This is a genomic window from Alteromonas sp. KUL106 (genome assembly GCF_009811415.1).
Classification (GTDB): Bacteria; Pseudomonadota; Gammaproteobacteria; order Enterobacterales; family Alteromonadaceae; genus Alteromonas.
The window spans coordinates 1-12,133 of record NZ_BLIG01000019.1; the positions used below are offsets into that span (position 1 = coordinate 1).

At 44.5% G+C, this 12,133-nt stretch carries 17 protein-coding genes; 2 read left to right on the forward strand and 15 right to left on the reverse strand.

The genetic code is table 11. From position 1 onward, the window contains the following. The 3 genes from GVO63_RS06630 to GVO63_RS06640 all read right to left on the reverse strand — a co-directional run. Positions 1-1,533 (reverse strand): recombinase family protein (locus tag GVO63_RS06630; RefSeq protein WP_159578640.1); only part of this gene is annotated, 1,533 nt, incomplete at its 3' end. 18 nt (positions 1,534-1,551) lie between these two features. Next, positions 1,552-1,905, reverse strand: coding sequence for a hypothetical protein (locus GVO63_RS06635; RefSeq protein WP_159578642.1), 354 nt, complete (start codon positions 1,903-1,905; stop codon positions 1,552-1,554). 515 nt (positions 1,906-2,420) lie between these two features. Further along, positions 2,421-3,419: a tyrosine-type recombinase/integrase gene (locus GVO63_RS06640; RefSeq protein WP_159578644.1), complete on the reverse strand. Its 999-nt coding sequence runs from the start codon at positions 3,417-3,419 to the stop codon at positions 2,421-2,423. Positions 3,420-3,912: 493 nt separating this feature from the next. Between GVO63_RS06640 and GVO63_RS06645 the strand changes: the two genes are divergently transcribed. Both GVO63_RS06645 and GVO63_RS06650 read left to right on the forward strand, forming a co-directional pair. Beyond that, positions 3,913-4,185, forward strand: coding sequence for a helix-turn-helix transcriptional regulator (locus GVO63_RS06645; protein WP_159578646.1), 273 nt, complete (start codon positions 3,913-3,915; stop codon positions 4,183-4,185). 107 nt (positions 4,186-4,292) lie between these two features. Further along, positions 4,293-4,448 (forward strand): hypothetical protein, encoded by a 156-nt coding sequence (locus tag GVO63_RS06650; protein ID WP_159578648.1) that lies wholly within the window; start codon positions 4,293-4,295, stop codon positions 4,446-4,448. Here GVO63_RS06650 and GVO63_RS06655 read toward each other — a convergent pair. The 12 genes from GVO63_RS06655 to GVO63_RS06710 form a co-directional block, all read right to left on the reverse strand. Next, a complete protein-coding gene (locus tag GVO63_RS06655) occupies positions 4,430-4,771 on the reverse strand; it encodes a hypothetical protein (RefSeq protein ID WP_159578650.1) in 342 nt (113 codons plus the stop codon). The genes GVO63_RS06650 and GVO63_RS06655 overlap by 19 nt on opposite strands. A gap of 95 nt (positions 4,772-4,866) precedes the next feature. Further along, complete coding sequence (locus GVO63_RS06660; RefSeq protein ID WP_159578652.1) at positions 4,867-5,046, reverse strand: hypothetical protein; 180 nt, start codon at positions 5,044-5,046, stop codon at positions 4,867-4,869. A 1-nt stretch (position 5,047) separates the two neighbouring features. Beyond that, a complete protein-coding gene (locus GVO63_RS06665) occupies positions 5,048-5,590 on the reverse strand; it encodes a BRO family protein (RefSeq protein ID WP_159578654.1) in 543 nt (180 codons plus the stop codon). Positions 5,591-6,214: 624 nt separating this feature from the next. Beyond that, entirely contained in the window at positions 6,215-6,757 is a 543-nt protein-coding gene (locus GVO63_RS06670) for a phage antirepressor N-terminal domain-containing protein (RefSeq protein ID WP_159578656.1), read from the reverse strand. Between the two features lie 154 nt (positions 6,758-6,911). Continuing rightward, complete coding sequence (locus GVO63_RS06675; protein WP_159578658.1) at positions 6,912-7,583, reverse strand: hypothetical protein; 672 nt, start codon at positions 7,581-7,583, stop codon at positions 6,912-6,914. Next, complete coding sequence (locus GVO63_RS06680) at positions 7,580-7,753, reverse strand: hypothetical protein (protein WP_159578660.1); 174 nt, start codon at positions 7,751-7,753, stop codon at positions 7,580-7,582. The genes GVO63_RS06675 and GVO63_RS06680 overlap by 4 nt, the downstream gene beginning before the upstream one ends. Before the next feature lie 48 nt (positions 7,754-7,801). Continuing rightward, the gene (locus GVO63_RS06685) at positions 7,802-8,068 is read right to left on the reverse strand and encodes a hypothetical protein (protein WP_159118114.1); all 267 of its coding nucleotides are present in this window, start codon (positions 8,066-8,068) and stop codon (positions 7,802-7,804) included. A gap of 48 nt (positions 8,069-8,116) precedes the next feature. Further along, on the reverse strand, positions 8,117-8,533 hold the full coding sequence (locus GVO63_RS06690; protein WP_159578662.1) for a single-stranded DNA-binding protein: 417 nt from the start codon (positions 8,531-8,533) through the stop codon (positions 8,117-8,119). 111 nt (positions 8,534-8,644) lie between these two features. After that, a complete protein-coding gene (locus GVO63_RS06695) occupies positions 8,645-8,878 on the reverse strand; it encodes a hypothetical protein (RefSeq protein WP_159118119.1) in 234 nt (77 codons plus the stop codon). Between the two features lie 23 nt (positions 8,879-8,901). Then, on the reverse strand, positions 8,902-9,096 hold the full coding sequence (locus tag GVO63_RS06700) for a hypothetical protein (RefSeq protein ID WP_159118120.1): 195 nt from the start codon (positions 9,094-9,096) through the stop codon (positions 8,902-8,904). After that, entirely contained in the window at positions 9,093-11,846 is a 2,754-nt protein-coding gene (locus GVO63_RS06705; protein WP_159578664.1) for a toprim domain-containing protein, read from the reverse strand. Before GVO63_RS06705 ends, GVO63_RS06700 begins: the two co-directional genes overlap by 4 nt. A gap of 16 nt (positions 11,847-11,862) precedes the next feature. Continuing rightward, complete coding sequence (locus GVO63_RS06710) at positions 11,863-12,129, reverse strand: hypothetical protein (protein WP_159578666.1); 267 nt, start codon at positions 12,127-12,129, stop codon at positions 11,863-11,865. Positions 12,130-12,133 lie beyond the last annotated feature (4 nt).

A 12,133-nucleotide genomic window follows, 5' to 3' on the forward strand; every position in this document is an offset into this window, starting at 1 on the left:
CCACTTTCTCTCACTGGGAACTATTTCAGAGTTCACAGTAATAAGTGCCTCCGGTCTGTATTTCACTTTAATTTCATTGTCTTGCAGCGTAATGCTGTGAATAAACGTCTTAAAGAATTCACGAACTTTACCCGGGTTATTGGTGGTTTTGATGATATCAACCAGCAATTCGCTCAATTCGGTAAGGTCAGTTTCGGAAATTTCCAACTGTGGTGGTTTTTCCGTTTCGGCCACGGCTAATTCAGTATTTAATTTCCTAATCGTTTCGTTGTTAGAACGTAAACGCGGTGCAAGGTCTTGCACGTTGTAAATGCCTGTATCGTCTTCCAGTAGTTCATATAAGCGCGAATTCTTGCGCTCATACTCTTTAATTTGCTGAACGATTTCGTTGCATCTGTCTCGCTTTTTTTGCGCCCAAGAGCCGCACAGGTCGTTAAGCTGCAATAGCAAATCTTTCAAATTTCGCTCTGTAAGCACTTCTGCGCAGATAACATCCGTCATCCAAGGGTCGAATATGGCTGAATTAATTCTACGGTCTTCACAGCCCAAACCAGCCTGTTTAGTGCTGCAGTTGTAATAGTAGTAAGTCTTCGTTGCGCCTTTTGCCTTTTCTATCTTCATAGACTTACCGCATTTGCCGCATTTCAATAGGCCAGTAAAGAAACGAGTGCTTTTGGGTGAACCGCCCTCTTGCACCGCTTTTTGGGTTTGGCTATCCATTGTTTTTTGCACAGCGTCGTACAGTTCGAAAGCAACAATCGGTTCGTGGCTATCTACCACTATCCATTCAGAACGAGGCAGTGAACCATCGCGGCCTTTTTTACCGAAAGCGATACGGCCAACCACACGTTCGTTGCGCAGCAAGCCAAGAATTGAAGTCTTATTCCACTTCTTACCACGATTAAGACGCCCTTCAGCGTTAAGTAGCTCAGCTATTTGTTTTCCACCATAGCCAGAAAGCTTTAATTCGAATATTCGGTTAACAGTGCCAACTTCCATCGGGTTGGGAACTAACCTGGTCTTATTTTTCTCTCCCAGTACTTTTTCAACTTGGTATCCAAATGTCAGATAGCCACCATTGAAATAGCCCTTTTGGGCATTTGCGATCATAGAGCGCTTAGTGTCTTGTGAAACTTGGCGAGAATAGTACTCGTCGAATAGCTCTAAAATCCCCTCGTAAATAAAGCCAGAATCGCCTTTGTCGATGTTTTGGGATACATAGCTTATCTTGGTACTGCTATTCGCTAATCGTCGCTTATTTAGCTTTGCTTCAAGCGCATTCCTGGCAAAGCGTGAAGTACTCCAACAGATAAAATAATCAACGTCGAAGTTTTCACAGTATGAAATGGCTTGTTGGAATGCAGGACGGTTGTCAGTGGCGCCAGAGATACCTTCGTCTGTGAATACTTTCTTCACATCGGCCTCGAGCGATTTTGCGTGGGCTAGGCATTTGTCTATTTGGCTTTGAACAGGAAGTTCCTTTTCGGCTTGTTTCGCAGTGGAAACACGCGCATATATTACACAAGTGGTCATTGTTAGTTCCTAAAATCACTATCTAAGGGGTACTTCCCCCAATTCGTACTTTTTTGCTATTCGTCTTATTGTATCAGGAGAACGAGACATTCCATGTTTTTCTAGTTCTTTGGTTATCTCGGTGCAGGACATGTTGCTTTCAATGAAGCATTTGATGATTTGTACGCATTGAAACTCTTGGTACTTCTTAATGGAAGGTACATAAATTTTATCTTGCTTCCACTGGTTTTCGGGGCAGCTGGCGACACGCCATATTTTTATAAACATATCAGGGCCGGCGATTTGTAATATTTCTCGCCAAAACTTAGGTAAGTTCAGCTTATTCAGTTCGGCCATTTTCAGCGACTTTATCTCTGCTGCGCTTTCACTCATGATTTTTGCCTTATAACGAAGTTTAAAATCAGTGCAGATATGCTGGTACCCACCCTACCCTATCTGAGAAAGCCCTTATACTTGCCGAGCCCCCACCCCTTCTAATGATAATGCATGATGCTGGTAGATTGCAGGATATTCGTACAGTAAGTATGTGTTTAAGTTGTATTTCTATTTTTTATTGCGCTTTTTATTAAATGAGTGTGGCTACAGGCTGTGTTCTATCGTGTGGGTTCGGTTATGTATTGCGTATTTTGTATATAAAGCGCAGTAAGAGTTCCCGCGAACCAAAGTGCTATTGTCCGTTTAAAAAGAGAGTTTCAAGGGTTGCTGCGCACACCCTCAAACATTCATTATCTATTAGTTGGTGGTACAGACTATATAATTTCCACGCACCAGAAAAGAACCAAAGGCGTGTCTGTGTAAAGCTTTCTGGTAAATTTTAGGTTCTGGTGAGAGAGGGGTTTGCTTTAGCGCTGGGGTAATTGGCCCAGCGCTATAGTGATAGTGAGAGGTTATTTCTTCAGGGCGTTAAGAAGTGGCGTTACTGCAGTAGTAATCTTTCCTAGTGGATTACCCTTATCGACTTGCTTGGTTAGCTTACGTAATGCGAGTTGAGTATATATCTCTGTGGTCTTGGGGTCGCTGTGGCCTAGCAGTGTTTGCCTGGTAATAATGTCTAAGTCTTCCTCTGCGTATTCGGTACCAGTAAGGTGTCGTAGTGCATGAGGGTGAGCCTGATTGGTAGGAACGCCAGCTGCAATGCCTCGTTTATGAATCATTTTCTGAATAGTGCGCGGTGATATTCTTCTGTTTTCACCGTAATAATCCCAGGGCTTAACTCTACGGTTATTAGTGCTGATGAATAACACCTGATCACCATTGGGTAGTGTGCGGTCGATATGGCGTAAATCAGGATGGCCGATATAAACACGCAGGAATAGTTGCACTTCCATAGGCAAAGGAACCTGCCGTTCTTTCTTCCCCTTCTCAACAACGCGAATAGCTAAACGTTCAACACCGTCGTGCTCATAAGAAACAATGTTAGAGAGGTTTAGCGACACAATACCAGCCAAACGCAAACCACAGCCACCCATTAGCGCAATAATCGCAGCGTCTCGTATACCAATAAATGTTTCCAGGTCACAGCTTTGTAGCAGCTGCTCGAAAGAACGCAGGCCCATAGCAACGGGGATTTTTTGCGAAGATGCTGGGTAAGGTAATGAGGCGGTAAAATTGACGTGTGTATGGCCTTTATTAAATAGGTATTCATAAAATCCACGCAATGCAGCCACTGCAGTTCGCCGGCTTTGCGGTACCAGCTTCATTTGATGCAGGAATAACCCAGTAAACTGTTCAAGCTGCAGCTGTTTGGGTTCGTAAGGGTCTACTAGCGACTTTTCGCAAAATGCGAGATAGAGCGTTAGATAATAGCGGTACTTCTTAATAGTTTCGGCTGAACGGCCTTCATTCAGCTGTTTAAACTGCAACCACTCATTCACCAATATCTGCATTTTAAAGGATCCCCAGGGGCATATTTTCACGGACATTTGGACATTTAACCCTTTTTAGCGATGCAGGCCGCGCAGAACAAGGGCAAAGCACTGTCCAAAACTGTCCAAAATTTACGGACATGCTCTTTTTTTTCGGACAGTTCCGACCAGTGACGATTTTAAAACTGGACATCTCCCTTTTATCTATATTTCTTTATCTTATTAATTCTTAAAGAAAAATAATAATAATAAGAGAAACAATGAAACGCAGAAAAAAACAAAACTGACAGAAAACGACTGAAAACGGACAGAAAAACCAACAAAACTGACAACAATAAAAAGCGCAATAAAAAATAAGGCATAAAAAACATAAACATAGGCGATAAAAGAAGGATAAATGCTTCAAATGTCCAATGTCCAATAGTTGCGCCCCCGTATAAAATGTAAATAATGCGCGTCAGCAGCCTGTTTGGCTGTTTCAATTCGTAGGGTTCGGTTTGGCAGTGAGGTATACATGATTTGCCTGCCACCGTCGTTTGACGGTAAGCAATTAAGAGCTTTACGCAGGGAAGCTGGGCTTACTCAACAACAGATAGCAGAAAAGCTGTGCATTAGCAGGGAAACGGTTGTAGCTATTGAAAATAACAAGCCGTCGGCAATAGAGGGGTTGAAACTTAAAACTATTCAAATGTGGTGCTGCGCCTGCAGGCCCAGCGTGAGATATAGAACGTTGGATAGTTTTACCCATTACTTACTTAACTTAGTCAGCAAAAAAGAATATGAATAGCCTGGCTTATAGCTAAATGTTTAGTAATGTGAATTTGAATTAACAGATCGTACTACTTTAGGCTGATAGTATTGAATTGTTTACAGCGCAGTACTAAAGGAATAAACATGCAGCAAAACACCTTTCTTTTATCCAGCCTTTTATCCTCTATCAAATCTATGCTTATCAACATGGAAGAAACCGGCACAGACCACACAGCAGCATTGCACTGCCTTATTGAGCAGTGCGAACGGTTGATTTGCACTCACATTACGACCGATTGATTAACAGACCAATTACCATTGGTGTCGCCAGTTACAGTACAACCAAATTTAGTTCTGACGTGGCCCCCAAACATATTTTCAGCTGTAACAAATCCCAAAACTTGATAGGTATTTTGTCTCAGTTTTCCATCTGAACGAACGCTAGTATGTTTTGCAGTAGTATTTCGATGGTCAAAATCAGCTGATGAAGGGTTACTTAATTTATTTTCTATTGCGGTCATGCAAACGGCAATAGCCATACTTTTTGTTGGCTGATTTGTCTCATTTTTTTTGCTGCATGATATTAATAGTATAGAAAATGTCACGATGATGAGTGCTTTCAAAGCAAAGTCCTTTTATGGTTTAAAGCACTAAACTATGTGTTAAAAATAAAAAGCGCAATAAAAAAGCCCACTTTAATTTGTGGGCTTTCGTTTGTTTAACGTTCGGCTTTTACCAGTATTTCTATTTTTTCGGTGGCTGGTTTTAGCAGCTGCACCATCTGAAACGCCTGTAAGTGCTCTACTGGCCCATCATCCATGTTTTCAAATAAGCTTTGAAGGCCTTTTAAATATTCGCTAAGTTCGTAGGCGGTTTGATATCGGCTTTGATTTCTCATGCTACACCCCTAGTTCTAGCTGCTGACCTAGTAGCTCGGTGTTTGGCATGGGTTCACCCAGCTGGTTGCAGATGTTACGCAACGTAGTGATATAGGCACTTTTGGCAAACTGGTCGCGACAATTCACCAGTTCCTGAATGAGTTTGATTTTTTGGTTGCGCAGCGCAATAAGGTCTTTGGCTGGTAATGTGCCGAAATACCCCTGTTTACGAATAGAGGGTAATACTTCCTCGCACACCCACTGCGTAAATTTAACGGCTTCGGGTTTGTTAGAGCGAAATGCGATCATGTAAAGCGCTGGTTCGTTAATGAAAAAGGTCTCTTTTACACCAAAGCTAGTACGGAGATTGCGTACCACTTGCCACGTTTCTGGCAATTTTTGCAGGCTTTTTGTCCCTCTCCATGCAATTTCGAGGGCTTCAAATACCTCTTTTGCGACAAAAAATGCATCACCATTTTCATCGATGGCGGTATTTATTTCGGTATTGGAATACGAGAATGGGTTGTTGTTTGCCTTTAATTCGGCATTGAGAAATGTCGTCATTACTGACTCCTATTGTTTTTTAGTAAGTGTTGCCACCATTGGGTGGCGGGTCTCAACTAGAGCAACAATAGTAGCTCCGGGCCTATTTCCCCTAAGGGTGTTTTATTACGCCTCTCAACCCGCCATAGATAGATTTATGGCGTGCGACTGCTTTACAGGCACAAAAAAACCGCAAAGGCTAACGGGTGCGGATAACCGCTATTGTTTTCTAGTGCCTGTAAAACTACACCTGAATTATTCGGGTGTCAAATAACCTATTCCTCTTGTTGTTCTAATTCGCTTAATGCGTATTCGGCAACGCAATGGCAACCCGAACATGACATTATAATCATTGGTTCACCATTAGGTTTTTTGCCAGCTTCAATATAGGTGTCGTCAGAGTCACAATATTCACAGACAACTTTCAACGATGTGATTATGTAGCTTGGTAAGTTTTTAGCCATGTTTCACCTCACGCTTTACGATAAATGCACCTGCATTGAATTATTCGAACCCTTAAGGGTGCGAAGTTTCCGTTCCCGCCCCTACTTTTGGTGTTTCGTGGCGGGTTTAGAACCCTTTAAAGGGTTCTTATTGAGCAACTGCCCCCTCCTGTGAGGGCATCTGTTGGTTAATAGTACAATCTCATACATCAAGTGCACCTTGTTTGCCGATTGGAATGTCTAGGCCGTACTCTTTATTCAGATGCGCTGCCGCCCACCGCTTAAGCTCGGGGTTTCGTATGGCATCCACTTCTCTGACAAGCTTCAATATCAGGTCACGCCCCGGCTTCAATGAAAAACCTTTGGTCTCGTAGTCGTGTAGTGCGTTATCCCACTCTTTGTGTTTGGTTTCGAGCCAGTTTGCTGCATCGTTCTTATTGTGGCTTCTTAGTTGGCGGGGGTTAATTGCATTCAAGAACGCCATTACACGGTCTATTCTGATTAGATACGTGTCTTTTTTTACCCCCATATCGCGAATATGGGGGATGCTTTCATCCCCCAAGATGAAGCCAAGACGACCAGATGTGTATTCACATCCACTTATTTTTTTCTTCTGGTTATTCCAATCTATGCCTATTTCGTCACAGATTGGTTTAAGTGGAACCCGGTCATGGCCATCTGGGCACGGAACAACCGGAAGTAAAATCTCGCCATAGGCAATGCTTATATATATTGATTGGTTCATTGTTAGTTCCTTAAGGTTAGTAGTATGAGCGATAGAACGCCGAGCAATGCAGAGTAAAATAAGCCCGTTGATAAATGCTGCATTGTGTTTTTGAACCACTGGGGTTCGTGAGCGCAGCTTATCGCTGCGCAAATGCCAATGAGAACGTAGGCTTTCATTCGCTGTGTGCCCTCCATTCTTCGCAAAACATGTCTTTGCAACCATCAAAGGTGTATGGGTTGTACTGCCATGATATTTTCCCGCACGAAGGACAATTCCAACGTGTTTTACCAGATTCGCGACGCCTCTTTTGCTGCTTAAGCCATTCTGGCTGTTTGAGTCCAGCAGACTGAACCATTTTCCTTCTGTCGAACTTAGAAAAATCGAACGTTTTACGCTTTTTCTTTTCAGCCATTTCCAAAGGAATATAAACATTCCTATTTTTTACATGCGTTGGCAAACTACCGTATTTAAACTTCATAGCTTTGCTAAAATCTAAAGAGCGGCCTAGATGTTCTGTCTCAGAGCACCAATAAACGTCGTTTCCGTCCCACTTCCGAGCTATAAACGCTACGAAGACAGTGTTTTCGTCTACGTCTTCTGGAATATAAGTTTCAATTGGTATGTACTGACAGTCGACTTTATAAACGGTTAACGCATCCACGCTATCGGCACAAATAGGCTGGTCGATTTCTCTGCCACTATCCCAAGCACGCTGCGCTTCTTCTCTAGTGTATACATGGGCCTCTTCGACGTTTGTTGTGTAGCCTTTTCCATCTTTCCGATGAAATCCAACATTACTGCCTACGTTGTCTCTAAAGCATGCGAGATAAAATCTATCTTTCATTCGTAAAGCTCCCACACCTTTAAGCCCATTTGCTTTGCCATCTCAAAGTCTTCAATGCGGTGGCGCTGTTCACGAGTTACTTTTTTGCGTTCTTTCGAGCGCTTGGGAAGCGTGTTGTTGTTTCGGTTGCGTAGTGAACCTACTTGTAAAAATGGGTTTTCTTCAATCATTGCTAGTTCCTTGGTTTATTTATTAGTTGGCCCGTCTGGTCCACGGGGTTAATTAGCTTTGCCTTTCCACGAAGTTTCGAGAATGTTGTATTTGCATTCGTCGATATCTTCTAGGTAAGTCACTTCGGCTTTGATGGTGTAAACACCTTCTTCTGGCTTAACATGCTTTGGTAAGCGGTCGTGCCAGTCGTCGGTTCCCCAGTTCTCAATGTCGCCGGTGATTGTGTCTGGCGAATCTGAGGTGACACTTAAAACGCACACACCTAATAGGCCAGTGCATACAACAATTTCGGCTGTATCTATTTCAGTTTGCATCATTAGTTCCTTGGAAAATTAAGCCCGTCTGGTCCACGGGCATGGGTGTTAAATACCTTGTGCTTCTTTTTTGCCAAGCAGCTGCACGTCGCCGCTTTGGTCTACTATGATTTCGCAAATCGAGCGTTCTTGGCCGTTGCTGTCTTTGTATTCGCGTGTTTTCTTCTTACCTTCCACATACAACTGATCGCCTTTCATTCTGAACTGCCCGACAATCTCTGCGCGTTTTCCCCAAATGATGCAGCGGTGCCACTCGGTTTCCTCTTTGGCGTTACCGTTTCTGTCCTTGAATATTTCGGTATTTGCCAGGTTAACCACGCACTTAGCCGTACCATTTGGTAGATATTGAACTTCAGGGTCTGCACCCAAGTTGCCAATAATCTGGACCTTATTTAGTCCTTTTGTCGCCATTGATGCGCCTCCACATTTTGCTTTGTTGAACATGGCGAGAACGACGTTCTGCAACCAGCATCATAAAAATTAATAGAATTAAACACGCTTGTAGTGCGTCACTTTTAAAGTACACCGACGCTACTGTTACAAGCCCCAATAGCGCTAACAGAGCGTTAATCAATTTCACTTGTAAGCCCTCTTTAAAATACGGGTTCTGCGGTGAGGTAAACGGTGCTCACTGTGCAGTACTTCACCTGGTAACATTTCGCGCCACCCTTCCACCACGTTTGGCCCTTTGCCTTCCCACTCAAAATCCTTTGCTGGCCCTTCAAAAAAACTGTCGTCTTGCAGGATCACACTTACGTTCTGCTCTTCGCTAACAGGCATTTGCCCGAAATTTGGTAAAAATGACATCATAAAAAAATCCTCAATGGTTGTTGTTAGTTCACTTTAAGGTGTGACACGCAGACGCCCCCACTGCGGCCAGATAGTTTTACAAGGGCATGGCGGCTACTAGGGATGTCCCATGCTGGCGAAGAGGTACGCACAATTTCAAAGTTGTAATTCCCCTTCACAGGGAAATATTTAAATTGGGTACCTACTGGGTAAGTTTTGTTGAAGTATTGCGCTTTCATAACATCGGTTCTCTGTGGGCACGTAGCGTCTCTGGTGCAGTTACGCTAATGCCGTATTGTTCAAGTTTCTTAACGTCTAGCTGTTGCATGTGGCCGCTACGGGTACCGTTAATGCTGCGAACTACGCTGTCGTTGTGAATAACGCCTGCTTGCTCCATTTGGTGCTTAAGTACTCGCGCTGTTTTCACGGGCATGTTGTTGTATTTTTCACGCAGGGCCACGCTGGTAGATAAATGCGCCATCATGTGCTTAACACGCACACATAGGTAACGTGGCTCTTTATCGTTGTGAGGCTCACACTCAAATACATAGGGGTACACGTAACGGCCAGCGGCAATTTCGTCCATAATGATTTCAACAATCCAAATCCATGGGTCGCGGTCGTTAGTGGTGTCTGAAATGTGGCTGTTCATTTCTGCAATTAGGTCACGTTCGAAGTCGCCGTTAACGTCTTCGATACCTGTAAACGCGGTAAGCAAACGCCATGCAGTCATAAGCGCAGAATAGTTATCTACCATCCGATCGGCGCCCTTATCGTTGTCTTGTGCACGGTTGTAGGCTTTGCACTTCTGCTGTGCTATCTCATAATTTTCTTGCACCGTTTTACGGCCCAGCTTCGCTAACCATTCCATCCATTCATACATTGGGAACTTTGGTAGGCTCTCGTTAAGCATGGGGCCTTTACGGTTGCTTAAATCAGTGCGCACGGTTTTACCCGTAAGGCTTTCTACTGGCACGTCTTCACCTGCGAGTAATACAGGCGCGGCGATAAGGAACGGGGTTTGTGCACTGCCACGGGTTGTTTCGGTGTAGTTGTAGCTTTCTTGCAGTAATGAGACGGCTCGTGCAATAACGTCTGCTTTTTTGGCGCTCAGTTCTTCCCATCCTACGGGGTGGCTGGTACCTGATACCGACGTCATTAGTCGGTACTCGGTACCAATACTTTGACCACTGAGAATTTTCATGCCCGTGGTACGTGATAAGCGCTTAAGTAACGTTGATTTACCGCTGGCCTTGCCTGCTTGCATTATAAAATGCGGCCAAAAACCTAGATAAAGTTTCAATTGTGCGCCAACTATCCACACCAGGGCTCTGGCTGCAGCGTTGTCCTTGAATGTTTCCTGATAGGCTTCGACCACTTGCCCAGCATGTCCACGCATACCACGAGGAAACGCAAAATTGTGATACGGGCTTTGCTGTGCGGGTTCAGTGAAAAAGCAGTCTTTACCTTCGTTTACTTTTGGCTTACCTGCCAAGTAGCACAGGCCTACAAAGTTTGCCGCTTGCACACTGCCTATACCAATGGTGCGTTCGAATATGTTCAGCATGCGAGAAAACGCACGTGGGTTATAGATAGGGCCGCTTTTACGCCAGGTGTCTAAGTTGTGCAGCTGCTCGTCGTTCATTACTCTTCGCTGCAGCGCTTCATCGTGTCTGGCCGTTTGATACATGGCAACAAATTGAACATGAGGGCTGTCGTCATGCTCCCCAGTAGTCGTTGCGCTGGCACTGGCTATTTCAACACGGCTTAAGCCTGCGACTCTAAAGCCAGCCACATCAACAAATTCTAGTTTTTCTTGGCCGTCGTCGTCTCTCGACATTTTAGCCATGCTGGTAAAGTCGTCTTTTACGCGGTACTTCCAGTATTGCTGGTAGTCGTGAGTGGGCAACCATAAGCGCGGCTTGTGCGGTTTATCTTCACTGTTGCCGGCTAAGCCTGGTATTAACCACGGCTCACGCTTCTTAAAGGGCTCTTTACTTTGCGAGTCTTTATAAACGTCGTTAGCATCTTGCCCGTATTCCCACTCGCTGCGGTCGACAAAAAAACAAGGCACCCCCGCTGCAAGGCAACCTTCGTGAATGCGCCACTCGGCCTCTGCAGAATAACAACGGTCGGGTCCGGTGGGGTTTCTTTTATCTGGCTTAGGTTCGTCCTTGTCGTAACAACATATTACGGTTTTACCCAAGAATAGCTGCCAGTTCACTTGTACTTGGGTTCCTCTTAGCGCCACGGCACAGGTGGTAGGGTCGCTGCTAAACGCCGCTTCAATACTTAATGCATCTAACGGGCCTTCAACAACATAAACAGTTTTCGCTTGGCGCAGAGCACGGGGGTCTAGCATCCAAAACACGCCATTTTTTTGGCCTAATGATTTGGTTTTCATGCCGCCGTTTAGCTCGGGCACATAGTAGCGATAGTCAACAGCGGCTAGCATTTTGGTATTAGGCTGATAAGTGATAAAGCTTACCGCTTCGCCGCCCCAGTGCGGTTCACCTTGGGCCACGTTCGGGTTGGTGTAGTTTGTCCAACCTAACGTTTTCTGTTTAATACCTTCAGTAATGATGTGATCGGGAATACCACGTTCATTTTTTAGATAAACCCTGCAGCGCTCTTGGTCTTCTAGGCTTTTGCCAGCGATGTATGACAGCTTAGCCATGTCGTCGGTGGCTTCTTCGGTTTCTTCAGGCAGCGTTAAAAACGGTAAAAAATACAGTTGATGCACTTTTTTATTTGCCGCTGGGTAGTCTAAGTCGAATACCCACATAGCTAGGTCGATGATGTTACCGCCGTTCTGATTATCGCGGTCGCGCCATACATCAAACTTAACGCCAATAGTAATTTCTGGCCGTTCTGCGTGGGCGCGTTTCCATAGCTGCTGTTCGCCGTTATCGCTCACTTTTGTGAGGCCCATACGCTCGGCAGCGTTTGGCAGAGTGATACGTTCTCTTAACTGATCTAACGTCAGCATTTCTTACCTCGTTTTTTTAATTAAGTGGTGACGGCGTTTCTAAGCGACGGGCAAGCTTCAATACACCCGTTATAACAATGAGCTCAGCGAACTTTTCGATGATTTCCGTGTTATTAACAATGAAATCGCTTAGCGCTTCGGAATTAGGCAGTAATTCGCACCACTCCCCTTCAGACTTGTTTTTCAGCATTTTCAGCTGCTGCGACAACTCCGCTTCGGTCGCAGCAATTTGCTCTTCTAACTGTTGCAAATATTGTTGTGTAAAAGGGTTGTTGTTAGACATGTTG

What these genes read in the sequence shown, in the direction of transcription:
- GVO63_RS06635 (WP_159578642.1), bottom strand. Translation starts at nt 1,905, where the DNA reads ATGAGTGAAAGCGCAGCAGAGATAAAGTCGCTGAAAATGGCCGAACTG.
- GVO63_RS06640 (WP_159578644.1), bottom strand. Translation starts at nt 3,419, where the DNA reads ATGCAGATATTGGTGAATGAGTGGTTGCAGTTTAAACAGCTGAATGAA.
- GVO63_RS06645 (WP_159578646.1), top strand. Translation starts at nt 3,913, where the DNA reads ATGATTTGCCTGCCACCGTCGTTTGACGGTAAGCAATTAAGAGCTTTA.
- GVO63_RS06650 (WP_159578648.1), top strand. Translation starts at nt 4,293, where the DNA reads ATGCAGCAAAACACCTTTCTTTTATCCAGCCTTTTATCCTCTATCAAA.
- GVO63_RS06660 (WP_159578652.1), bottom strand. Translation starts at nt 5,046, where the DNA reads ATGAGAAATCAAAGCCGATATCAAACCGCCTACGAACTTAGCGAATAT.
- GVO63_RS06665 (WP_159578654.1), bottom strand. Translation starts at nt 5,590, where the DNA reads ATGACGACATTTCTCAATGCCGAATTAAAGGCAAACAACAACCCATTC.
- GVO63_RS06670 (WP_159578656.1), bottom strand. Translation starts at nt 6,757, where the DNA reads ATGAACCAATCAATATATATAAGCATTGCCTATGGCGAGATTTTACTT.
- GVO63_RS06675 (WP_159578658.1), bottom strand. Translation starts at nt 7,583, where the DNA reads ATGAAAGATAGATTTTATCTCGCATGCTTTAGAGACAACGTAGGCAGT.
- GVO63_RS06680 (WP_159578660.1), bottom strand. Translation starts at nt 7,753, where the DNA reads ATGATTGAAGAAAACCCATTTTTACAAGTAGGTTCACTACGCAACCGA.
- GVO63_RS06685 (WP_159118114.1), bottom strand. Translation starts at nt 8,068, where the DNA reads ATGCAAACTGAAATAGATACAGCCGAAATTGTTGTATGCACTGGCCTA.
- GVO63_RS06695 (WP_159118119.1), bottom strand. Translation starts at nt 8,878, where the DNA reads ATGATGTCATTTTTACCAAATTTCGGGCAAATGCCTGTTAGCGAAGAG.
- GVO63_RS06700 (WP_159118120.1), bottom strand. Translation starts at nt 9,096, where the DNA reads ATGAAAGCGCAATACTTCAACAAAACTTACCCAGTAGGTACCCAATTT.
- GVO63_RS06705 (WP_159578664.1), bottom strand. Translation starts at nt 11,846, where the DNA reads ATGCTGACGTTAGATCAGTTAAGAGAACGTATCACTCTGCCAAACGCT.
- GVO63_RS06710 (WP_159578666.1), bottom strand. Translation starts at nt 12,129, where the DNA reads ATGTCTAACAACAACCCTTTTACACAACAATATTTGCAACAGTTAGAA.